Source organism: Agrobacterium sp. 5Ca39 (assembly GCF_055382365.1).
Genome location: NZ_AP026436.1, coordinates 1,858,501 through 1,879,663 on the forward strand (window position 1 = coordinate 1,858,501; position 21,163 = coordinate 1,879,663).

A 21,163-nucleotide genomic window follows, 5' to 3' on the forward strand; every position below is an offset into this window, starting at 1 on the left:
ATATCTGTCCCCTTATCCGATCTTGATCACGGTATCGGATGTGAATGCAAATGTCGGGATGGCGAGGTTCTGCGGCGCCGGACCCTTACGTATGCGGCCCGCCGTATCGTAGTGCGAGCCATGGCAGGGACAGAACCATCCGCCGAAATCGCCGGCCTGGCCGAGCGGAACGCAGCCGAGATGGGTGCAGGAACCGACCATGACGATCCAGTTTTCCTTACCCTCGCCGGCGGAACGGTCGATATCGGTCGCCTGCGCGTCGGCGGCAATGTTGGCGTTGCGCGCCACCGGATCCTTGAGTTCGCCAAGAGCGACCGCCTTGGCTTCCTCGATTTCCTTTTCCGTGCGGTTGCGGATGAAAATCGGCTTGCCGCGCCACTTGACGGTAAGTGACATGCCCGGCTCGACCGCCGCGACATCCACCTCGATGGAGGCCAGCGCCAGCGTCGATGCATCGGGGCGCATCTGGTCAATGAAAGGCCATGCAACTGCGGCGGCACCGACGGCACCCGCCATTCCTGTCACTAGATAAAGAAAATCGCGACGGGTCGGTTCACCCGAAGCGTCGTGATTGGTTACGTGCTCGCTCACCGCTACACCATCCTCTGCGCTGTTTTTGCCGTAAATCGCATGAGTCCTCCCGCTATGATTTGATCCAGGACAATCTCCGTCCCACCGTCCTGGACACAACTGCGGCATCAAGAAACCGCGTCACTCTGTGTGATCGCAAAATATTGACCGACTTGGCAAGAGCAAAGCACACAAAGCTGCCGTAATTCTGCCCGAAGCGCCCGATTTGCTTCTCATTTTTTCGCCGCCTCTGGCAGTCGGGCAACATTGTGCACCCAAAGGCGCCATGTTAGGAGACTACGAGGGAGAGCTTGGAAAGCAGGGATTCGGATGACGGCGAAGCTCTCGTGCATGGTCTCCACGGCGGTTGCTGCCGTTCTCGTCATTGCCAGCCTGCGCTACATCACCGATTTCTGGCTTCTTGCCTTTGTCACCAGCTTCCAGCTTCATATCGCCATCATCTGCATCCTGTTGTCATGGCTGGTATTTTGGCTCATGCGCGACGCCTTTTCCGCCGTGCTCTTGGTCTGGTCGATTGCGCTCGCCGTCCATGCGGTGGCCATGCTTCTGGATTTTTCGACATCGGCCACGGCCGCACCGGAGGCGCAGCCGTTCCGGCTGCTTTCCTTCAATGTGCTGATGGATAACGCCGCCAATGCGGAGGTGATTGCCGACGCGATTGTCGAATCACGCGCCGATGCGGTTTATCTCTTTGAAGCTGACGCCCTGCAATCGGCTCTGCCGCGTCTGCAACAGACATATCCGCACAGGCTGGGCTGCTTCAAGGGAACGCCGGGCTGTGACCTCGTGATCCTGTCGAAGCGGCCTTTGCTCGAAGGCCATTTTCATAGTCTTAGCGACCTGCGCCGCGACCGTTTCGCGATCGCCAAAATCGATCTCGACGGCAGGGAAGTCACGCTTGCCGCTGCACATCTTACCAAGCCCTATTTCGACGATTATCACCGCGACGAGCTGGACGAGGTCAGCGAAATTCTCTACCGCGTCACCGGACCGCTCATTCTTGCAGGAGACTTCAATTCGGCAAGCATCGCTCCCGATATGCGGGATTTTCTGGCCGCCAACGATCTCAGGAAAGCGCCTTGGGAACCCGCGACTTGGCCAACGGAAGCGGGACGTTTCGGCATAGCCATCGACCATATCTTCGCCCGTGAACCGGCAACGCTGATAAAAACCACGCGCCTGCCGGACAGTCTCGGCTCCAATCATTACGGTCTGATGGCCGACTTCATGATCGGCAAATAGCGCCGCGCTTTACGGGATCGCCTCGTCGGCCGCGAGAAACCCGCCCGATTGCCGTGCCCAGAGCTCCGAATAGAGTCCGCCCCGCGAGACCAGTTCCGAATGTGTGCCCTGCTCGACGATGCGCCCCTGATCCATCACGATCAACCGGTCGAGCGCCGCGATGGTCGAAAGGCGGTGGGCGATTGCCAGCACCGTCTTGCCCTGCATCAGCTCGTCCAGATTACTCTGGATCGCAGCCTCTACCTCGGAATCGAGCGCCGAGGTCGCCTCATCAAGCACGAGGATTGGTGCATCCTTCAGCATCACACGGGCAATGGCGATGCGCTGGCGCTGGCCGCCGGAGAGTTTCACCCCGCGTTCGCCCACATGGGCGTCAAAACCGGTGCGTCCGCGCTGATCCTCCAGCCGCTTGATGAAGTCGTCCGCCTTGGCCCGTCGCGTCGCCTCCTGCAATTGCGTTTCGCTGGCGTCGGTGCGGCCGAACAGGATGTTGTCCCTGATAGAGCGATGCAGCAGCGAGGTGTCCTGCGTAACCATGCCGATATGGGCCCGCAGCGATTCCTGGGTTACACCCGCAATATCCTGCCCGTCGATGAGAATGCGTCCCTTCTCGACATCGTAAAACCGCAGCAGCAGATTGACGAGGGTGGATTTCCCCGCGCCGGAGCGTCCGACGATGCCTACCTTTTCCCCTGCCCTGATGTCGAGATTGAGGTGGTCGATGACACCGTTCTTTCGGCCATAGTGGAAACTGACATTCTCGAAACGAATGCTCGGTTTTTTAACCTCCAGCATAACCGCGTCAGGCGCATCGACGAGACCGATCGGCTGAGAGATCAACTCGGCGGCGTTCTGCACCGTGCCGAAATTGCGCATGATGCCGTTGAACTGCGTCATCAGGCGCCCCAGCAGGAAATTGAGACGCAGCACCAGCGCCAGCGTGAAGGCCACCGCACCGGAACTGATCTTGCCGGAAAGCCACAGATCGATGCAGAGAGCCGCCATGGACGTGATCATAACGCCTGACAGCAGCGCCATCGATGCCCGCACGCCGGTAATGAACCGCGTGAACGTCATCGTCGCACGCTGAAAGATATCGAAGCCCTGCCGCATGTAGCGGTCATTGGCGTCGTCGCGCCCGAAAAGCCGCAGGGTCTGGATATTGCTGTAGGCATCTACCATGCGGCCGGAAAGCATGGAGGCGGCTTCCGCCGTTTCTTTTGAATGATAGCGGATGCGCGGCACGAAATAGCGCGCCAGCAGCGAGAAGATCGCCACCCAGACAACGACAACGACCGCAAGCCGCCAGTCCAGCCCCCCGATCAGAAACAGCATCGAGACGGAATAGATGCCGACGAACCAGACGCTTTCCATCAACGAGGTCACAAGGTCGCCCGCCGCCTGCCCGCCGGACCAGACCTTGGTGACGATGCGGCCGGAAAAATCGTTCTGGAAAAAGGTCAGCGACTGCCGCGCCACATGCATGTAGGATTGCCAGCGCACCAGGTTGTAGAAGCCGGGCGTGATGATCTGCTGATCCACCAGCGCCGTCAGCATCGTGACGATGAAGCGGATGACGCCGATCAGGACAAGCATGCCGACGAGTTCGCCGCCATGGGTGGAAAGCAACCCGGCCCAGCCTTCTTCCGGTTTTACCGTCGAGAGAATATCAACGAGCCGACCAACGAACCAGAAAAGCGCCGCCTCGATGGCCGCAGTCAGCCCACCCAGCACCAGCATCGCGAAGAACGGCGCTTTCGCCTGCGAAATATAAAACCAGATGAAGGCGAACGTGCTTTCCGGCGGCCGCAAATCGTCCTTGCGGTCGAAGGGCTTTATCCAGTTCTCGAAATACTCGAAGATGCGGGTAATGAGCATGATCCGGATATAGGCGGATTCCCGGTGCGGGAACAGCCGCGGAGGCTACGGTGAGAGATTATATTTCGGTAACGTTCCGAGAATGAAAAAGGCGGGAATAAAAGACGGAGGGCGGGAACCCTGTTTCCCGCCCTTCGTCTTTCCTTACTCCGCAGCCGCTTCCGCCTCGTGATCGGCGATGAAGCCGCCGGACTGGCGCCGCCACAGATCGGCGTAAATGCCGCCTATTGCCACCAGTTCCGCATGGCTGCCCGCTTCCACGATCCGGCCCTTGTCCAGAATGATCAGCCGGTCCATTTCGGTCAGCGTCGAGAGACGGTGGGCGATGGCGATCACCGTCTTGCCTTCCATAAGCGAGAACAGGTTCTCCTGAATTGCCGCCTCGACTTCTGAATCGAGCGCCGAGGTCGCCTCATCAAGTACCAGAATCGGCGCATTCTTGAGGAAGACGCGCGCAATTGCGATACGCTGGCGCTGGCCGCCCGACAGTTTCACGCCGCGTTCACCTACCTGGGCATCGAGGCCCTGGCGACCATGCATGTCGACCAGCGTTTCGATGAAATCCCAGGCATTGGCCCGCTTTGCTGCCGCAATCACCTGCTCGTCGGTGGCTTCCGGATGACCATAGGCAATGTTGTCGCGGATCGAGCGGTGCAGCAGCGACGTATCCTGCGTCACGACACCGATCAATTCTCGCAGGCTGTCTTGCGACACCTTGGAGATGTCCTGACCGTCGATGGTGATCCTGCCGCCTTCCAGATCGTAAAAACGCAGCAGCAGGTTCATCAGCGTCGTCTTGCCCGCCCCCGAACGCCCGACCAGACCGACCTTTTCGCCCGGCTTGATATCAAGCGTCAGCCCGTCGATCACGCCCTTGTTCTTGCCATAGTGGAAGCGGACGTTGTCGTAGCGGATGCCGCCCTGCGGGGCCGCAAGTTCCGGAGCCTTCGGAACATCGACGATATCGTGCGGTTTCGTCATCATCGACATGCCGTCATAGACCGTGCCGATATTTTCGAACAGTGAGGTGACTTCCCACATGATCCACTGCGACATGCCGTTGACGCGCATCGCAAGGCTGATGGCAATGGCGACGGAGCCAGCCGTCACCGAACCCTGCATCCAGAAATAGAGACCGAGCGCGGCCGTTGAAAACAGAACCACCGCATTGTTGAGGTCGATCAGGATGTTGAAGCCGGAAATCTTGCGCATCTGGCGGTGAACGGTTCCGAGAAACACGTTCATGCCCTCACGCGCGTATCTCTCCTCGCGGCCCGCATGGGAAAACAGCTTGATCGTCGAGATATTCGTATAGCTGTCGACTATCCGGCCCGTCATCATGGAGCGCGCATCGGCCTGCTCCTGCGCCAGCCGGCCGAGCTTGGGCACGAAATAGGCGAGGATACCCATGTAGATACCCAGCCAGACCAAAAGGGGGATAACCAGTCGCCAATCGGCAGCCGCGACCATGAACAGCATCGAAACGACAAAGCTGATCGCGTAGACGAAGACGTCGATGACCTTCAGTGCCACTTCGCGGATCGCCAGCGCCGTCTGCATGACCTTGGTCGAAACCCGGCCGGCAAATTCATTGGCGAAAAACGTCATGGAATGGCGCAGCAGGAAACGGTGCATTTTCCAGCGCGCAATCATGCCGAAATTGCCGGCAAGCGTCTGGTGCATCGTCATGGTGTGGATCGCGCCCATCAGCGGCAGCAGAAACAGCACCAGCCCGGCCATGATGATCAGATGCCAGCCCTCATCGGCAAAAAACGTCTCACGATTGGCCGTGGAAAGCCAGTCGACGATATTGCCGAGGAATTTGTAAAGCATCGCTTCCGCAACGGCGATGCCCATCGACATCAGGCCGAGCAGCAGCAGCCAGGGCCAGGCGGGCTTCACATAATGCCACAGGAACGGCAGAAGCGTCTTCGGCGGCACGGAAGGCGTCGAAGACGGAAAGGGATCGAGACGTTTTTCAAACCAGCCAAACATAGGCCAAGCTCCGGCAATAAATCGCCCCGTCGTCAAAGGTAAGCGGACGCAATATGGCCCACGACGGAACGGAAAAGTCTTTGAACATGGCCGTGACAGCCACATGACGAATCGGAATATGGGAAACGCGGCCGAGCCGCGGAGTAACACCTAGGCCAGCAGCAGCACTACTGGGGCCGGGAGGCGAATACGAATGTCATTTGGCATAAGAACCTCCCTTGGCTGGTGTTGAAGATATGGCCTTGTAGCGCAAAAATTAAGCAATGACCAGCCGGAAAGACACCGACACGCTCGAAAACTCGAGATGTGTCGAGTAGCACAAAGGGACGGATTTACCCGCAAAGGTTTCCGACCGCCGCCTGCCGTGCTGCACCGCCTTATTCGGCTGCGTCCTGCGCCTGACCACTCTCATATTCCGTGATCAACTCGATCATTCCGGCCTGAGTATGGCGCTTGAGTTCCCGCCGGTCGCTGGGCTGCGGGGCAAAGGTGACGGTCAGGCCGGTATCCCTTATCGTGCCGATGGCGAAAGATGCGCCGGAGAGCATGCGTACGCCCTCATGCAGCCATAGAGGATCGGTCGCGAAATGCTGGCCGATACCGACCACGATGGGAATGCCCTGCCAGTGTGAAATGCGGTCGTAATGGATGTGGCCTGCCAGAATACCAATGACATCATGTTCGAACAGCAGCTCGTCCAGAATCTCGGTATCGTCAAAGGACAGGGATTCCCACTCCGCATCGGGACGGTCGAAATCAAGCGCCGGCGCATGGTGCATCACCAGCAGCTTCGGCAATTCGGGATGGTTTTCCAGCTCATCCTCAAGCCATTCGACCTGTCCGGGTTCGAAAGCACCCCCGACCTTGCCGGGAACGCTGGTGTCCATGACGATGATGTGAATGCCGGCAATCACCTCGGCATGGTCATAGGGCTCGTCCAGATCCTCGTGGCGATCGAGCATCACGGGATAAAATCCATCGCGGCGGTCGTGATTGCCGAGCGCGAAGAGCACAGGCATACCGAGTTCCGCTTCCTTTATCAGACGCTTGAGCTCCTCATAGCTGCCGGCATCGCCCCGATTGGTCAGATCGCCGCTGACGATGATGAATTCGGGCGGCGGCACCAGCGCCTTGATCTGCGCAAGCGTCGTGGAAAGCGTGGCCGAGGTCTCTGAATAAAGATCGTCATCCTGCACCTGCGGATTGCCCACATGCAGATCGGTCAGATGGACGAAATTCACCCGTTCGGACATGCTATCCCCCTGTTCCTGCGTGCAGAAGATCCGGCTCAAGTAGGCCGACGTCAACCGTTCCCGATGGTTCGGGCAAGCCTGATGATGTACTGGTGAATGGGTAGCCGCCCAGTGTGTCACGCGCATGAATATCCGGTCTGGAATGACACCCGAGAGGGACTTTTCGCAAACTGCCTGTCGTCCCCTGTCCGCGCGTGATAATCGGACGAGCACAGCAACCGCAGTGAGATCTCCATGTCCGGCACCACGACCGAAATCAGAATCGCCCTTTACCAGCCCGACATTCCCGGCAATACCGGCACCATCCTGCGGCTGGCCGCCTGCCTTGGCCTTGGCGTCGACATCATCGAACCCGCAGGTTTCGACATCTCGGATCGCAATCTGAAACGGGCCGGCATGGACTACATTGCGGCGGCTGCCCTCACGCGCCATGTCAGCTGGGATCGCTTCGAGGAATGGCGGGCAACCACCGGCCGGCGGCTCGTCCTCGCCTCCACCAAGGCAGCCCTGCCCTATACTGATATCACCTATCGTGCCGACGATATCCTGCTCTTTGGCCGCGAAAGTGCGGGCGTGCCTGATCACGTGCATGAAAAGGCGGATGAGCGAATCATCATTCCGATGGTCGCCGGGCAGCGCTCGATCAACGTTGCGATGTCGGCTGCGATGGTCACCGGCGAGGCCTTGCGCCAGACCTCATGGTCCTGACCTGCCATCTTTACAGCCAATTTTTCGGGCAAACTTGAAAATTGGCCGTTTTTGCCGCGAAACTGTCGCAACCCGGCCTGTACCGGAGGCGTTCACGCTCCTATACTGATTAGCCGGACAATAAAAATCGCCCTCGCCGAGACGGTCCGCCGGCGGGTGTGTGGAGACGTCGCATGCAGTCCACCATTGTCATCGTCAATCTTCTCGGCGCGGTCGCGCTGCTGCTCTTCGGCCTCGCCCAGGTGAAGGATGGCGTGACCCGTGCCTTTGGCATGAAACTGAGGAGCGTACTCGCCACCGGCACCCAGAACGGGCCCCGATCCTTCTTTTCCGGCTTCTTCGCCACCGTCGCGCTGCAGAGCTCCACGGCAACCGCTCTCACCGTCGCCTCCTTCGCCGAACGTGACCTCATCAAGCCGCGCATGGCACAGGTCGTGCTGCTTGGCGCCAATGTCGGCACCGCCGTGACCGCGTGGATCGTGGCGGCGGGCGTCGAATGGTTGTCACCGCTTCTGATCCTCGCGGGCATCGTGCTCAAGAAGGGAAGCTCCAACGCCAGGCAGGGCGGCGGAACGGCGCTGATCGGCATCGGCCTGATGCTTTTGTCACTGCATCTGCTGAGCGGCGCGACCGAGCCCATGCGCGCCTCGCCCGCGCTTGCCGTCTTTATCGGCCTGCTCGACGGGGCGTGGCCCGTTGCGCTGATTTTCTCCGCGGTGCTTGCCTTCGTCTCCTCCTCCAGCCTTGCCGTGGTGGTGTTGATCCTGTCGCTTGCGGCCACCGGAACGCTTTCCACCGGCCTCGTCATCGTCCTCATTCTCGGCGCCAATCTCGGCGGCGCCATTCCTCCGGTCATCGCCACGCTTTCCGGCCCCGCCTCGGCGCGGCGCATCACCATCGGCAATCTCGCCGTTCGCACCACTGGCTGCCTCATCGCCCTGCCGCTCGCCTCCTATGGCGCGGAGTTCCTACAGCAATTGCCGCTTTCACCCGCGAAACTGCCGGTCGACGCCCATCTCATCTTCAACGTCATCCTGGCCGCGCTCGCATGGCCCTTCTCGGGCCTCATCTCGGATCTGATGACGAAGCTGGTTCCCGGTGATCCGAAAGCCGAAGACGGCCCGAATTTCCTCGATCAACAGGCGCTGGCAACGCCGGTGGTGGCACTGGCCAATGCAACGCGGGAGGTCCTGGGCGTCGGCGACAGCATCGAGCGAATGCTGATCCGCGCCGAAAACGCCTTCAAGCACAACGACCTGGCGCCGCTTGCCGAAATATCCCTGCTCGAAAAAAAGGTCGACCGCCGCCAGCAGGAAGTAAAGGTCTATCTGTCCCAGCTCGGCCGCAAGGGGCTTGACGATGAGGATGCCCGCCGTTCGATCGCAATCATCGATTATGCCATCAACCTCGAACATATCGGTGACATCATCGAAAAAGGCATTTGCGAACAGATCCGCAAGAAGGTGCTGAACAGCTTCAAATTTTCCGATGACGGTTATGAGGAGTTGAAGACCCTGTTCGACATGACCATCGAGAACCTGCGCGCCGCCCAGAGCATTCTGGTGACCGGCGATTTCGAACTTGCCCGCAGGCTGATGGAAAGCAAGGTGGATATTCGCCGCCTCGAAAAACAATCCTCCAACCGCCATCTGGAGCGGCTGCGCGACGGGCTGACGGAAAGCATGCAGACAAGCACGCTGCATCTCGACATGCTGCGCGACCTCAAGCGTATCAACGCCCATATCGTTTCGGTGGCGCACCCCATTCTGGATGAAAGCGGCGTGCTGATCGAAAGCCGTTTGCGATACGCCGAGCCGCGCGCCTAGAGGATTTCAGGAAGCGTCGTCCGGTTTTTCGGTACGGAAAGACGAAAGCACTCTAAAAATCAGTCTGCCGAGGGAAGCCGGCGCATGGTGAATTCGATGCGGTCACCTTCCAGCTGCCGCCAGCTTTCCACTTCCGTCCAGTAAGCGGCCTTGGGAAAGCTGTCGAACCATTCTCGGGCCTTGGCGCGGGCTTCTTCGCGTCCCAGACAAAACGTCTGCCGCACGAACATGCCCTCACGCTTTTGTTCGCCGCCGGCGCTGTCGCGCTCCCTGCGGTGATTGGCAATTCTGCGCTTCAGCCCGTCGAGGGGCGGCGGTCCGGTAAATTTCGTCATGATATTCACCTCTGGCACCTACGTCTTTAAAGATAGTGTCGACACGCTGACTTGGCGAGTCGAATTTGTGCGCGGCGCAAACACCTGCTAGAGGCGGCATGACAGACTACACCGCAGGAGAATGAGACATGGAACGGCCGATCTTGCCGAAGGGCTTGCCCGAGGACATTGAAGACAAGAAGGCCGTTGCCCAGGCATGGTTCCAGCATCTGCGCGACACCATCGTCGCCTCCTTCGAAACCCTGGAAAACGAACTGACCGGCCCCTTGTCCGATCAGGAACCGGGCCGTTTCGTCCAGAAAGACTGGCTGCGTGACAATGGTGAAGGCGGCGGCGGCAAGATGTCTATTATGGAAGGGCGCGTCTTCGAAAAGGTTGGCGTGCACACCTCCACCGTCTACGGCGAATTTTCGCCGGAATTCCGCAAGCAGATACCGGGCGCGGAAGAAGACCCGCGCTTCTGGGCATCGGGACTGTCGCTCATCGCCCATCCGGTCAATCCCAATGTGCCGGCCGTGCATATGAATACCCGCATGGTGGTCACCACCAGCCACTGGTTCGGCGGCGGCGCGGACCTGACGCCGGTGCTTGGCCGCAGGCGGACGCAACAGGACGCCGATACCCAGCTGTTCCACCGCGCCTTCGAGATCACCTGCAACCGCCATCCCGTGGCGGACTATCCACGATACAAGACGTGGTGCGACGAGTATTTCTACCTGAAGCACCGCGACGAGCCGCGCGGCACCGGCGGCATCTTTTTCGACTGGCTGCATCCGCAAGAGCAAAATGGCGGCTGGGACGCCAATTTCGCCTTCGTGCAGGATGTCGGCCGGGCCTTCAATCTGGTCTATCCGAAGATCGTTCGCGCCAATTTCAACCAGAACTGGACGGAAGAGGACCGCGACGAGCAGCTTATTCGCCGTGGCCGCTACGTGGAATTCAACCTTCTCTACGATCGCGGCACCATCTTTGGACTGAAGACCGGCGGCAACGTCGAATCGATCCTGTCCTCCCTGCCGCCGGTAGTGCGCTGGCCCTGAAAACCTCACGCAAATTTGACGCTTATCAGCCATTTTGTCGCAAATAGCGTAAATTAGGACTTATGGAAAAATCAAGGCAGTGGTAGTCTCCTCCCGCAGACGTACTGGAGGAGCTATCGTCATGATTACTTCGAACAGCATGCCTATTTCTGCTTCCGCCGAGGGAGCATCGCAATCCATCGATACCACCGCATTGATTGACCGCCTGGCCGCCGAAATGCGCTCAACAGGCGATCGCGAACTGCCGCATTCCTTTTATGTCGAACAGGTGAAACGCACGCTCGCCGGAAAAGCCGTGAAGCGCGCAGATAACGACGAACGACCCAGCACAAAAATCCCGCCGGCCGGGACGTCCTCCGTTTTCCAGTGCTGGGCGATGCCCGAATAAGTCCGGTATCAGCGCTCAAGGACGCCGCTTTGGAACATAAGCGGCGGACTTTTGTTTCATAACGGAAGGGCAGCACGTCACTTCAATGCTGCCTTTTTCTGAAGCAGGGAGGCAAGACCATGAGACTTTTTGAATGTGGAACGCTCGTGCCGGGCTGCGCCTGGCATACACGGGCAGATGACGATGCTGAAGTCGTCCGCCGCACGGTGGAGCATATGCGCTCGGCCCACGGCGAAACCATTATCCGCGAAAATATGATCGAGAACATCAAGGCCCGCATCCGCGACGAGGCGAATGCGGCTTAGACCGGAGTGTCAGCGCTCTGGCAATATCAGTTCTGAAGCATCTCTTTAAGCCGGGCGGTCAACGCTGCCCGGTCAAGCGAGAAATTGACGTCGATCCACTTTTCCTCAAGGCTTTTCAGCACCTCGCCGACCTGCGGACCGGCCGCGACTCCCGCTGCCATCACGTCTGCACCGCTTAACGGAAATCCGGGCTTCTGGAATTTCTCCGCCCTCGCCAGCAGTGTCGAAAACCGCGCAACCTTCTGCATGGCTGTCTCGCCGGCCGAAATATCGGCACGAGCGGAGGAAAGCGCGAGTTTCAGCCGCGTCTTCACGCCTTCGACACCTTGACGATAAAGCAGCCGGTCGAGCGCCGTCTCCTTCAGTTCGGGATCTGCCGGCGGGGCCGCGGCCCAATGGGCAAGGTAGGCAGCTTCTGCCTTCGACAGCCTCAGCCGCGCGGCCAGAGAGGCCATCCTCTCGCCATCCGGCGGCACGATCGCGGCAAGCCGCAGCATTGGATCTACCGCCCAGCCAAGAGCCTGCTCCGTCGCGACCAGACCGTGAATGGCGTCGATACCCCATTTCTCGGTTTCGGGAAGAATTTCCGTTAGAACGCCCGATTGCCGCATCCAGAGCAGGGCGCGGGAAGGATCGCGGGCCGAAAGCAGCTTTTTCAACTCGCTCCACACCCGCTCGGACGAAAGCGTCGCCAGCCTGTCCTTGGCCCGTGCGCTGGCTCGCAAGCCATCGGCATCCGGGCGGCCAGAGCCATAATGGGCAAAAAAGCGGAAAAAGCGGAGAATCCGCAGATAATCTTCCGAAATTCGCGTCGCCGCATCGCCGATGAAGCGCACGATTCCGGTTTCGATATCGGGCAACCCGTTGATGAGGTCGATGATCTCGCCCTTTTCATCGGCATAAAGAGCATTGATGGTGAGATCGCGCCGCTCGGCATCGGTCTGCCAGTCGGTGCCGAAGGCCACCTGTGCGTGGCGGCCATTGGTCTCCACATCGCGGCGCAGCGTCGTCACCTCGAAACCTTCACCGTCGATGACCAGCGTTACCGTGCCATGCTCGATGCCTGTTGGCACCGCCTTGATGCCCGCGGCCTTGGCCCGCGCAACAACCACGTCAGGGGTCAGCGTCGTGGCCATGTCGATATCGACCACCGGCAGCCCCATCAGCGCGTTGCGCACCGCGCCGCCGACGATCCGCACCTCGCCGCCATCGGCATTCAAAAGCGCGAAAATGCGCTTCAGCGCCGGTTTTTCGAACCAGTCCTGGCCGGCAAGGCTGTTCATGAATAAAACCTTTCGTAAATCGTCCTGACGATGCCCGCCGTAATGCCCCAAATGTAGCGTTCACCATAGGGCATTTCATAGAAAAACCGCTCCTTCCCCTGAAAGATGCGGCTACCGCGCGCGTGGTTTTCAGGGTTCATCAGGAAGGACAGCGGCACCTCGAAAACTTCGTCCACTTCCGCCGGATTGAGCGTGAGGTCGAAGCCCGGCCGAACAACGGACAGCACCGGCTTTATCCGGAAACCCGTGCCGGAGATATAATCCGGCAATCGCCCCACCGTTTCCACGAAGGACCGGGACAGACCGATTTCCTCCTCCGCTTCGCGCAATGCTGCCTCTTCCGGCGTGCGGTCCTCGGCGTCGATACCGCCGCCCGGGAAGGAAATCTGACCTGAATGTTTGCGTAAGGTGGAGGTGCGCTGGGTGAAGATCACCCGGGCATCATTGCCGTCATCGATAACCGGGACCAGCACGGCGGCGTCTTTCAGTTTGATGCCGTTCCCGGACAGCACCACGCCCGGATTGAGGACATGGTCGCCATTTTCGCGCTCGGCCACGCCCTCGCCCTCCTGCAGCACCCGGCGGCGGAAGTCGCTGGCAGTAAAAGCCTTGAGGCCTATTGTCGTGATCGTCATTGCGAAAGCCGTTCCAGTTCATTGGCGGGCATGACTGGAAAAACGACGCCGCCCGAGCGCACCGCGAACATGTCGACGCCGTTTACCTCGATCACTTCACCGAGGGCGACGAGGTCGTACATCACGGCTCGCGAGACAAGCGCTTCCAGACGGCCGCGGACCAGAAGATAGGGCTTCAACTCGCGGTTTTCGCCCGAAATTTCAAACCGCAGCGGATGCTCCCGCCCCGCCTCTACCACGTCGCCAACATTCGTCCGGAAAGTGAGCACAGGCTCCCCATCCTCCTCGCCCACCGTCACCTTCATTTCCACGGCGACGAAAGGCGCATCGACGACCCGTATCCCGACTTTTTCCACAGGAGTTACAAGATAGGTTTTGCCATCCTCATCCTTGCGCAGAACAGTCGAAAACAGCCGCACCAGCGGCGCCCTGCCAATGGGCGTGCCGAGGTAGAACCAGGTGCCGTCAGCGCGGATTTCCATGTCCAGATCGCCGCAAAAGGGTGGATTCCAGCGGTCCACCGGGGCCGGTCCGCGCCTGGCGTCACCGGTCTGTTCCGCGGCGCGGGAAATCAACGCCGCAAGGCCAGCCGCATCATCAGCCGAATTTATCGTCTCCGCTGCCATATTCGAGTCTCGCTTTGCCGATAAGGAAATACTAAGTCACGACATAGTCATTCGAATGGCGCTTGTCAGCGGCCAAGAGAGCAATAAGCTATATGCAGCGCAAAATCCGTTCCGGCTGGCGGCCAGCAAAACCGGAATGCAAATGTGACAGCGGCGAAGGTATGAGGAGAGCGACATGGGCGTGATGAATACCGGCGAAACCCTCGATGAAAAGGCGATCATCGCCTCGGCCGAAAAGGCGCTGTCCGACATTGCGGCGATCCGCGCGGAAGTCTCCAAGGTTATCTTCGGCCAGGAAAAGGTGGTGCAGAACACGCTTCTCGCCATCCTCTCCGGCGGCCACGCCCTTCTCGTCGGCGTTCCCGGCCTTGCCAAGACCAAGCTCGTCACCACACTCGGCACCGTGCTTGGCCTCGACGCCAACCGCATTCAGTTCACACCGGATCTGATGCCGTCAGATATTCTCGGTTCCGAAGTCATGGACCAGGATGAAAACGGCCGCCGCTCGTTCCGCTTCATCAAGGGACCGGTTTTTGCGCAGTTGCTGATGGCCGATGAAATCAACCGCGCCAGCCCGCGCACGCAGTCCGCGCTGCTGCAGGCCATGCAGGAATACCACATCACCATGGCCGGCCAGACATATGAGCTGCCGAAGCCGTTTCACGTTCTCGCAACGCAGAACCCGCTGGAACAGGAGGGCACCTATCCGCTGCCCGAAGCCCAGCTCGACCGCTTCCTGCTGCAGGTGGATGTCGGTTATCCCGAACTTGCCGCCGAACGCCAGATCCTGCTCGACACCACGGGCACCGCCTCGGGCGAAGCACGCGGCGTCATCGATGCGCCCCGCATGATGGAGATACAGGCGCTCATCCGCCAGATGCCGGTCAGCGACAAGGTGGTGGACGCCATTCTATCGCTCGTCCGTTCCGCCCGCCCCGGCCACGGCAACAAGTTGACCGATAAGAACGTTGCCTGGGGTCCCGGTCCGCGCGCCGGCCAGTCGCTGATGCTGACGGCCCGTGCGCGTGCGCTTTACGAAGGCAGGCTCGCGCCCTCGCTTGACGATGTCTATGCGCTGGCCGAACCGGTGCTGGAACACCGCATGGCGCTGACCTTTGCGGCCCGCGCCGAAGGCATGTCGGTGCGCGATGTCATCGCTGCCCTCGTGGAGCAGGCGAAGAACTGAAGCGACGTTCGCGAAAGGACTGCATGTGGCATCCATCGGCCAGATCGTAGACAAGACGCCGGGTAGCGAAGTTCTGGCGCGCGCGCGCCAGCGCGCCGCCCTGGTGCCGGACTGCATGGTCGAGGCAAAGCGCATCGCCAACACCGTCACCGCAGGCTGGCATGGCCGCCGCAAGCGCGGCATCGGCGAAAATTTCTGGCAGTTCCGCCCCTATGCCGAAGGCGAAAGTCTCTCGCGTATCGACTGGCGGCGTTCGGCCCGCGACGATCATACCTATGTGCGTGACCGCGAATGGGAAGCGGCCCACACCATCTGGCTCTGGGCTGACATGTCGCCGTCGATGATGTTCAAATCGACCCTCGGTTCCGTCTCCAAGGAAAGCCGGGCCCTGGTGCTGATGCTGGCGCTGGCGGAAATCCTCGCGCGCTCCGGCGAACGCATCGGCTGCCCCGGTATCATGGAACCGGTTTCGGCCCGGAATGCCGCCGAACGGCTCGCCACCGCGATCATGCATGCGCCGCCGACCGAAGGCATGCCGGAAACGGGCATGATCCGTGGCGCGAGCGACATCGTGCTGATCGGTGATTTTCTCGATGATGCACAGGCCGTGATGGAGCGCATTTCACCGCTCGCACGGCGGGGCTTGCGCGGCCACGTGGTGGAAATTGCCGACCCGGCCGAAGAAACCTTCCCCTATTCCGGCCGCACCGAATTCAGCGATCCGGAAACCGGCGAAAAACTGGTGTCCGGCCGCGCCGAGACCATTCGCGAAGACTATACCCGCGCCTATCTCGCAAGGCGCGAGGCACTCTCCTCGTCGCTTCGCCGGCTGGGCTGGAACTTCGTGTTCCACCGCACCGACCATCTCGCTTCCGAGGCATTGGTGGCCATGCACATGTATCTTTCAGGCGCGCCGGCACAGGGCGGTGGGCAAGGCGGTGGCCGCCGATGAGCGCATTGCCTTTCGTCTTCACCAGCCCCTACATCCTCTTCGGCTTGCTGGCGCTGCCTGCCATCTGGTGGCTGCTGCGGCTGACCCCGCCGCGCCCCAAGGCAGAGGTCTTCCCGCCACTGAAGATTCTGGCGACGGTGTTGAAACGCGAGGAAACGCCGTCGAAAAGCCCGTGGTGGCTCACCTTGCTGCGCATGGCGCTTGCCGCCGCCGTGATTCTTGCTCTCGCCGATCCCGTGGTAAATCCACGCAACAGCGGCATCGCCGGCAGCGGCCCGCTGGTGCTGGTGGTTGACAATAGCTGGGCGTCTGCGCCCGACTGGGAGCGGCGCGTGGCGACCGCGGAAGCCCTGATCGGGGATGCAGAGCGTGCCGAGCGCCCCGTCGCCATCGCTTTTACAGCTGATGCCGAACACGACGCCGTGCCCGGAACGACAGCGGTCGCCCTGGAAAAGCTGGCAGCGGCAAAACCGAAGCCGCTCGTGCCCGATCGTGTCCGTACGGCCGAAGCCATCACCGAAGCGCTTAACGGCACGACCCCCGGCACCCTCGCCTATATCGCTGATGGCGTGCAGACGGCGCAGGACGAAAGCGCCCTGAAAACGCTGGCCAGTCTTTCACCAGCCGAATTCCGTATCGTCAGCGGCGACGGCAACGCCATTGCCGCGATAACGGGCGCAACCAATAATGCCGACGCCATGAGCGTTTCGCTTTCAAGGCTCGATACTGCGGAAGCTGCCCGGTTGACGGTCAACGCGCAGGACAGCCAGGGCCGCATCCTCGCCAATGGCATCGCCACCTTCGCCCGCGGCCAGGCTGAAACAACGGCAACGGTGGAAGCGCCCTTCGAACTGCGCAACGATTTCGCCCGTCTTTCCCTTGAAGGTGTTTCCACGGCGGGTGCAGTGCATCTTCTCGATGACGGCTTCCGCCGCCGCCGCGTGGCGCTGCTGGCAGGCGAAACCGGCAACGACTTCCAGCCGCTGCTGCAACCGCTTTATTACATCAGCCGCGCACTTCAGCCCTTCGTCGATCTCATTCCGCAGCGGCAAGCCGATCTGGCGCAGGCTATCCCGGAAATCCTGCAATCCAACCCCTCCGTCATTGTCATGGCCGATATCGGCCGCCTGCCGCAGGAAACCTATGAGCCGATGCAAAAATGGCTTGCGGGCGGCGGCACGTTGATCCGCTTCGCCGGGCCACGCCTTGCCGCAGCCCCCGCCGACGACCCGCTGGTGCCGGTGACGCTGAGACAGGGCGAACGCGCGCTCGGCGGCGCACTCTCCTGGGCTGAACCGCAACCGCTTGCCGATTTCCCTGCATTCGGCGCTTTCGCCGGCATGCCGAAAGCCGATGGCATTCTCGTCAAACGTCAGGTTCTGGCCGAGCCGACACCGGACCTCGCCGAACGCACCTGGGCAAGCCTTGCCGATGGCACGCCGCTCGTCACCACCCGCAACGTCGAGGCAGGCCGCATCGTGCTGTTCCACGTCAGCGCCGAGGCCAGCTGGTCCGACCTGCCGATATCAGGCCACTTCGTCGATATGCTTCGCCGTATCGTGCAATTGTCCAAGGCGGGCGGCGCTTCGGCTTCCGCCAATGCCCCGGCCGCCGCTCTGCCACCCTTCCGGCTGCTGACGGCGGAAGGCGCGCTATCTGCCGAAATCGGCACTGCCCGGCCGCTAGAAATGCGCGCAGGCCAGCTTCCGCGCACCGGCTTCGACAATCCCCCCGGCCTTTACGGCACAGAGGACGGTTTCGTGGCTCTCAATCTCCTGCCGGCGGGTGCGACGCTGCGCCCGCTCGATACCTCTGCCGCCGGTGTCAGCACGTCAAGTGAAGCGCTGATCGGCGAGACGGCGAAATCGCTGCGTCCCACCCTCTTCATCGCTGCCTTCCTGATGCTGATCGCCGACAGCCTGATCGTGCTCTTCATGAACGGCGCCTTCGCCCGCCTGCCGAAAGCCCGCAGCGCCACAGTGGCCACAATGCTGCTGGCGCTTGGCACCTTTGCCGCCATGGCGCCAAACGATGCCCGCGCCGACGATCCCAAACCCGGCGACGAGCAGATATTCGAGCGGCTGGACACCACCCATCTTGCTTATGTCCGCACCGGCGAAGACGATGTCGACCGCATTTCAGAACAGGGTTTGCAGGGTTTGAGCGAATTCCTGACCTGGCGCACGACGCTGGAGCCCGGCCAGCCTGTCGGCCTTGATATTTCCAAGGATGAATTGTCCTTCTACCCAATCATCTACTGGCCGGTTTCGGCCTCCGCGCCCATGCCGTCCAGCGCCGCCATCTCGCGCATCGACGCCTATATGCGCGCCGGCGGCACCGTGCTGTTCGATACGCGTGACCAGTTCTCCTCGCTCGATACCGGCGCGACCAGCGCCAATGGCGAGCGTTTGCAGGCGATCCTCGCCAATATCGATATTCCGCCGCTGGAGCCCGTGCCGGAGGATCACGTCCTGACGCGTTCCTTCTACTTGCTCACCAATTTCCCCGGCCGTTACAATGGCTCGCCGCTCTGGGTGGAATCGCGTCAGGGTGCCGCCAAGACCACCTCCGGCCTCTCCTCCTCCGGGGACGGCGTGACGCCGATCATGATAACCGGCAATGATTTCGCCGGCGCATGGGCCGTCGATGCGCAGGGCGCACCGGTTCTGCCCACCGTGCCGCCTGACGAGATGCAGCGCGAACATGCCTTCCGCTCCGGCGTCAACATCATGATGTATATGCTGACCGGCAACTACAAGGCCGATCAGGTCCACGTTCCGGCACTTCTCGAACGGTTGGGGCAGTGACATGACATTGACCTTCGCTCCCTTCCTGCCATGGATCGTGATCGCCGTTCTGGCCGTCGCAGCACTTCTCCTTTCCTTCATAGGCCTGTGGCGCGGCGTGCGTGGCGCATGGTTGCGCGGGCTGGCGCTCGCCGCCCTGCTTGCCGCCATCGCTAATCCGCTTTTGACGCAGGAGGAGCGCGAGCCGCTTTCCACCATCGTCCCCGTCATCGTCGATCGTTCGCAGAGCCAGGACGTGCAGGACCGGCCGCAGATGACGGATACGGCGCTTAACGCGCTGAAAGAGCGGCTGTACCGTTTCCCGCGCATCGAGCCGCGCATCGTTGAAGTGCGCGATAATGGTGAAAGCGATTCGCCCTCGACCCAGCTTTTTTCGGCCTTGTCCTCCGCCGTTTCCGATGTGTCGCCTTCCCGCGTGGGTGGCGCGATCTTCCTGAGCGATGGCCAGATTCACGATATTCCCAATGCCCTGCCCAACGCCGAGCAGGCGCTCGGCTTCCGCGCGCCCGTGCACGGCCTGATCACGGGCAAGGCTGATGAGTTCGACCGCCGTATCGAAATCGTTCGCGCCCCGCGCTTCGGCATCGTCAATGAGGAACAGCAACTGACGCTGCGCGTCTTCGATGACGGACGCCCGGCAGGCGGTGGCGCGGCTGAGGTGACGGTGAAGATGAATGGCGAAGAGATCGCCACACTACAGGCGACACCCGGTCAGCCGACGCCGTTCCGCTTCAAGGTCCCACGCGGCGGCAACAATGTCATGGAATTTTCCGTCGCCGAAATCCCGGGCGAAGTGACTGTTGCCAATAACCGCGCCGTTCACCTGATCGAAGGCATCCGTCAGAACCTGCGCGTGCTGCTCGTCTCCGGCGAACCGCACGCCGGCGAGCGGGCATGGCGCAACCTCCTGAAATCCGACGCCTCGGTCGATCTGGTGCATTTCACCATTCTGCGTCCTCCGGAAAAGCAGGACGGCACGCCGATCAACGAACTCTCGCTGATCGCCTTCCCCACCCGCGAGCTGTTCGTCGAGAAGATCAATGATTTCGATCTCATCATCTTCGATCGCTACCAGCATCGCGGCGTGCTGCCGATCCTCTATTACGATTACATCGCCCAATATGTCGAAAAAGGCGGCGCACTTTTGATTGCCGCCGGGCCGGAGCATGCCGGTCAGGATTCGATCGCCATGACGCCGCTCGCCTCCGTCCTCCCGGCGCAGCCGACCGGTCAGGTGCATCAGGCCGCCTTCTACCCGCGCCTTTCGGAAGCGGGCAAGAAACACCCGGTCACCCGCGGGCTAGAGGGATCAGGCAACGAGCCGCCCCAATGGGGCCGCTGGTTCCGCACCATCAGCGTCGACCCGCCGCAGGGCCAGACCGTGATGCTGGGCGATGGTCAGGACCCGCTGCTGGTGCTCAACCGCCAGGGTGAAGGCCGTGTCGCCATGCTGCTGTCGGATCAGGGCTGGCTCTGGGCGCGTGGTTATGAGGGCGGCGGCCCGCATGTGGCGCTTTACCGCCGCATCGCCCACTGGCTGATGAAAGAACCCGAGCTTGAGGAAGAGGCGCTGACGGCGCGCGCCAACGGCCGCACCCTGCAGATCACCCGTCAGACCATCGGCGACGATCCCGGTCAGGCCAGCGTGCGTTTCCCCTCCGGCAAAACCGAGAACATGGCTTTCACCAGCAGCGAGCCCGGTCTCTACAGGATCGAACGCCGCATGGATGAAACCGGCCTGTTCGAAATCAAGAACGGCGATTTCACCACCCTCGTCCATGTTGGCGCAGTGGACGCCCCCGAATTCAAGGCGATGATTTCAACGACCGAAACGCTGAAGCCGCTGGCAGATGCCACCAAAGGCAGCGTGCACCGTGTCGCCGATAATTCCGGCCGGGTCGCACTGCCGGATATATTGCCGGTCCGCGGCGATATCAGGGTTGCCGATGAGGATCGCATGCTGATACGCATGACCGACGAGACGGTGCTGAAAGGCGTCAACAGCCTGCCGCTCTTTGCAGGTTTCGCCGGGCTAGGCGCGTTGCTGCTTGCCTTCTCCGCTCTATGGTGGCGTGAAGGCCGGTAAGGGCGTTCCAGCAAAGATCGTGGGGCC

18 protein-coding genes are annotated in these 21,163 nt (G+C 61.0%); 10 read left to right on the forward strand and 8 right to left on the reverse strand.

All coding sequences use genetic code 11. The features are described from left to right. Positions 1-12: 12 nt before the first annotated feature. Complete coding sequence (petA, locus tag ACZ47E_RS09300) at positions 13-591, reverse strand: ubiquinol-cytochrome c reductase iron-sulfur subunit (protein WP_004442965.1); 579 nt, start codon at positions 589-591, stop codon at positions 13-15. 309 nt (positions 592-900) lie between these two features. On the opposite strand from petA, the gene ACZ47E_RS09305 reads away from it, so the two are divergent. Next, the gene (locus tag ACZ47E_RS09305) at positions 901-1,833 is read left to right on the forward strand and encodes an endonuclease/exonuclease/phosphatase family protein (protein ID WP_278066924.1); all 933 of its coding nucleotides are present in this window, start codon (positions 901-903) and stop codon (positions 1,831-1,833) included. A 9-nt stretch (positions 1,834-1,842) separates the two neighbouring features. Here ACZ47E_RS09305 and ACZ47E_RS09310 read toward each other — a convergent pair whose 3' ends face one another. The 3 genes from ACZ47E_RS09310 to ACZ47E_RS09320 all read right to left on the reverse strand — a co-directional run bounded on the left by ACZ47E_RS09310 (position 1,843) and on the right by ACZ47E_RS09320 (position 6,959). Further along, the gene (locus ACZ47E_RS09310) at positions 1,843-3,711 is read right to left on the reverse strand and encodes an ABC transporter ATP-binding protein (protein ID WP_004442969.1); all 1,869 of its coding nucleotides are present in this window, start codon (positions 3,709-3,711) and stop codon (positions 1,843-1,845) included. Between the two features lie 144 nt (positions 3,712-3,855). Continuing rightward, the gene (locus ACZ47E_RS09315) at positions 3,856-5,706 is read right to left on the reverse strand and encodes an ABC transporter ATP-binding protein (RefSeq protein ID WP_278066925.1); all 1,851 of its coding nucleotides are present in this window, start codon (positions 5,704-5,706) and stop codon (positions 3,856-3,858) included. Between the two features lie 377 nt (positions 5,707-6,083). Further along, the gene (locus ACZ47E_RS09320; protein WP_072494693.1) at positions 6,084-6,959 is read right to left on the reverse strand and encodes a phosphodiesterase; all 876 of its coding nucleotides are present in this window, start codon (positions 6,957-6,959) and stop codon (positions 6,084-6,086) included. A 234-nt stretch (positions 6,960-7,193) separates the two neighbouring features. Between ACZ47E_RS09320 and ACZ47E_RS09325 the strand changes: the two genes are divergently transcribed. Then, on the forward strand, positions 7,194-7,667 hold the full coding sequence (locus tag ACZ47E_RS09325; RefSeq protein ID WP_220329384.1) for a tRNA (cytidine(34)-2'-O)-methyltransferase: 474 nt from the start codon (positions 7,194-7,196) through the stop codon (positions 7,665-7,667). 173 nt (positions 7,668-7,840) lie between these two features. Beyond that, positions 7,841-9,493: a Na/Pi cotransporter family protein gene (locus ACZ47E_RS09330; protein ID WP_278066926.1), complete on the forward strand. Its 1,653-nt coding sequence runs from the start codon at positions 7,841-7,843 to the stop codon at positions 9,491-9,493. A gap of 59 nt (positions 9,494-9,552) precedes the next feature. Here ACZ47E_RS09330 and ACZ47E_RS09335 read toward each other — a convergent pair whose 3' ends face one another. Then, complete coding sequence (locus tag ACZ47E_RS09335; protein WP_004442978.1) at positions 9,553-9,828, reverse strand: hypothetical protein; 276 nt, start codon at positions 9,826-9,828, stop codon at positions 9,553-9,555. A 128-nt stretch (positions 9,829-9,956) separates the two neighbouring features. Here ACZ47E_RS09335 and hemF point away from each other — a divergent pair, with 128 nt between their 5' ends. From hemF to ACZ47E_RS09350, 3 genes are all read left to right on the forward strand, one after another. After that, positions 9,957-10,868 carry an oxygen-dependent coproporphyrinogen oxidase gene (gene hemF, locus ACZ47E_RS09340; protein WP_278066927.1) on the forward strand — a complete coding sequence of 304 codons (912 nt, stop codon included), beginning with the start codon at positions 9,957-9,959 and terminating at the stop codon, positions 10,866-10,868. A 121-nt stretch (positions 10,869-10,989) separates the two neighbouring features. Then, the gene (locus tag ACZ47E_RS09345) at positions 10,990-11,256 is read left to right on the forward strand and encodes a hypothetical protein (RefSeq protein WP_004442981.1); all 267 of its coding nucleotides are present in this window, start codon (positions 10,990-10,992) and stop codon (positions 11,254-11,256) included. 119 nt (positions 11,257-11,375) lie between these two features. Then, entirely contained in the window at positions 11,376-11,561 is a 186-nt protein-coding gene (locus ACZ47E_RS09350) for a DUF1059 domain-containing protein (RefSeq protein WP_080824577.1), read from the forward strand. Between the two features lie 26 nt (positions 11,562-11,587). On the opposite strand, the gene ACZ47E_RS09355 is transcribed toward ACZ47E_RS09350, so the two are convergent. The 3 genes from ACZ47E_RS09355 to ACZ47E_RS09365 are packed head-to-tail and all read right to left on the reverse strand — an operon-like array spanning position 11,588 to position 14,105. Then, the gene (locus ACZ47E_RS09355; RefSeq protein WP_278066928.1) at positions 11,588-12,844 is read right to left on the reverse strand and encodes a CCA tRNA nucleotidyltransferase; all 1,257 of its coding nucleotides are present in this window, start codon (positions 12,842-12,844) and stop codon (positions 11,588-11,590) included. Beyond that, entirely contained in the window at positions 12,841-13,479 is a 639-nt protein-coding gene (locus ACZ47E_RS09360; RefSeq protein ID WP_045532048.1) for a CoA pyrophosphatase, read from the reverse strand. The genes ACZ47E_RS09355 and ACZ47E_RS09360 overlap by 4 nt, the downstream gene beginning before the upstream one ends. Then, positions 13,476-14,105: a DUF1285 domain-containing protein gene (locus ACZ47E_RS09365; RefSeq protein WP_004442985.1), complete on the reverse strand. Its 630-nt coding sequence runs from the start codon at positions 14,103-14,105 to the stop codon at positions 13,476-13,478. The genes ACZ47E_RS09360 and ACZ47E_RS09365 overlap by 4 nt, the downstream gene beginning before the upstream one ends. Positions 14,106-14,280: 175 nt before the next feature. Between ACZ47E_RS09365 and ACZ47E_RS09370 the strand changes: the two genes are divergently transcribed. The 4 genes from ACZ47E_RS09370 to ACZ47E_RS09385 are packed head-to-tail and all read left to right on the forward strand — an operon-like array spanning position 14,281 to position 21,136. Beyond that, the gene (locus ACZ47E_RS09370) at positions 14,281-15,291 is read left to right on the forward strand and encodes an AAA family ATPase (protein ID WP_004442986.1); all 1,011 of its coding nucleotides are present in this window, start codon (positions 14,281-14,283) and stop codon (positions 15,289-15,291) included. Positions 15,292-15,316: 25 nt separating this feature from the next. Beyond that, positions 15,317-16,243 (forward strand): DUF58 domain-containing protein, encoded by a 927-nt coding sequence (locus tag ACZ47E_RS09375; RefSeq protein WP_004442988.1) that lies wholly within the window; start codon positions 15,317-15,319, stop codon positions 16,241-16,243. After that, complete coding sequence (locus tag ACZ47E_RS09380) at positions 16,240-19,050, forward strand: DUF4159 domain-containing protein (protein WP_045532052.1); 2,811 nt, start codon at positions 16,240-16,242, stop codon at positions 19,048-19,050. The genes ACZ47E_RS09375 and ACZ47E_RS09380 overlap by 4 nt, the downstream gene beginning before the upstream one ends. A 1-nt stretch (position 19,051) precedes the next feature. Further along, positions 19,052-21,136: a hypothetical protein gene (locus tag ACZ47E_RS09385; RefSeq protein ID WP_278066929.1), complete on the forward strand. Its 2,085-nt coding sequence runs from the start codon at positions 19,052-19,054 to the stop codon at positions 21,134-21,136. The last annotated feature ends 27 nt before the right edge of the window (positions 21,137-21,163 follow it).

Bases quoted from the DNA above. Each gene is read 5' to 3' on its own strand.
- ACZ47E_RS09305 (WP_278066924.1), top strand. From the start codon at position 901: ATGACGGCGAAGCTCTCGTGCATGGTCTCCACGGCGGTTGCTGCCGTT.
- ACZ47E_RS09310 (WP_004442969.1), bottom strand. From the start codon at position 3,711: ATGCTCATTACCCGCATCTTCGAGTATTTCGAGAACTGGATAAAGCCC.
- ACZ47E_RS09315 (WP_278066925.1), bottom strand. From the start codon at position 5,706: ATGTTTGGCTGGTTTGAAAAACGTCTCGATCCCTTTCCGTCTTCGACG.
- ACZ47E_RS09320 (WP_072494693.1), bottom strand. From the start codon at position 6,959: ATGTCCGAACGGGTGAATTTCGTCCATCTGACCGATCTGCATGTGGGC.
- ACZ47E_RS09325 (WP_220329384.1), top strand. From the start codon at position 7,194: ATGTCCGGCACCACGACCGAAATCAGAATCGCCCTTTACCAGCCCGAC.
- ACZ47E_RS09330 (WP_278066926.1), top strand. From the start codon at position 7,841: ATGCAGTCCACCATTGTCATCGTCAATCTTCTCGGCGCGGTCGCGCTG.
- ACZ47E_RS09335 (WP_004442978.1), bottom strand. From the start codon at position 9,828: ATGACGAAATTTACCGGACCGCCGCCCCTCGACGGGCTGAAGCGCAGA.
- hemF (WP_278066927.1), top strand. From the start codon at position 9,957: ATGGAACGGCCGATCTTGCCGAAGGGCTTGCCCGAGGACATTGAAGAC.
- ACZ47E_RS09345 (WP_004442981.1), top strand. From the start codon at position 10,990: ATGATTACTTCGAACAGCATGCCTATTTCTGCTTCCGCCGAGGGAGCA.
- ACZ47E_RS09350 (WP_080824577.1), top strand. From the start codon at position 11,376: ATGAGACTTTTTGAATGTGGAACGCTCGTGCCGGGCTGCGCCTGGCAT.
- ACZ47E_RS09355 (WP_278066928.1), bottom strand. From the start codon at position 12,844: ATGAACAGCCTTGCCGGCCAGGACTGGTTCGAAAAACCGGCGCTGAAG.
- ACZ47E_RS09360 (WP_045532048.1), bottom strand. From the start codon at position 13,479: ATGACGATCACGACAATAGGCCTCAAGGCTTTTACTGCCAGCGACTTC.
- ACZ47E_RS09365 (WP_004442985.1), bottom strand. From the start codon at position 14,105: ATGGCAGCGGAGACGATAAATTCGGCTGATGATGCGGCTGGCCTTGCG.
- ACZ47E_RS09370 (WP_004442986.1), top strand. From the start codon at position 14,281: ATGGGCGTGATGAATACCGGCGAAACCCTCGATGAAAAGGCGATCATC.
- ACZ47E_RS09380 (WP_045532052.1), top strand. From the start codon at position 16,240: ATGAGCGCATTGCCTTTCGTCTTCACCAGCCCCTACATCCTCTTCGGC.
- ACZ47E_RS09385 (WP_278066929.1), top strand. From the start codon at position 19,052: ATGACATTGACCTTCGCTCCCTTCCTGCCATGGATCGTGATCGCCGTT.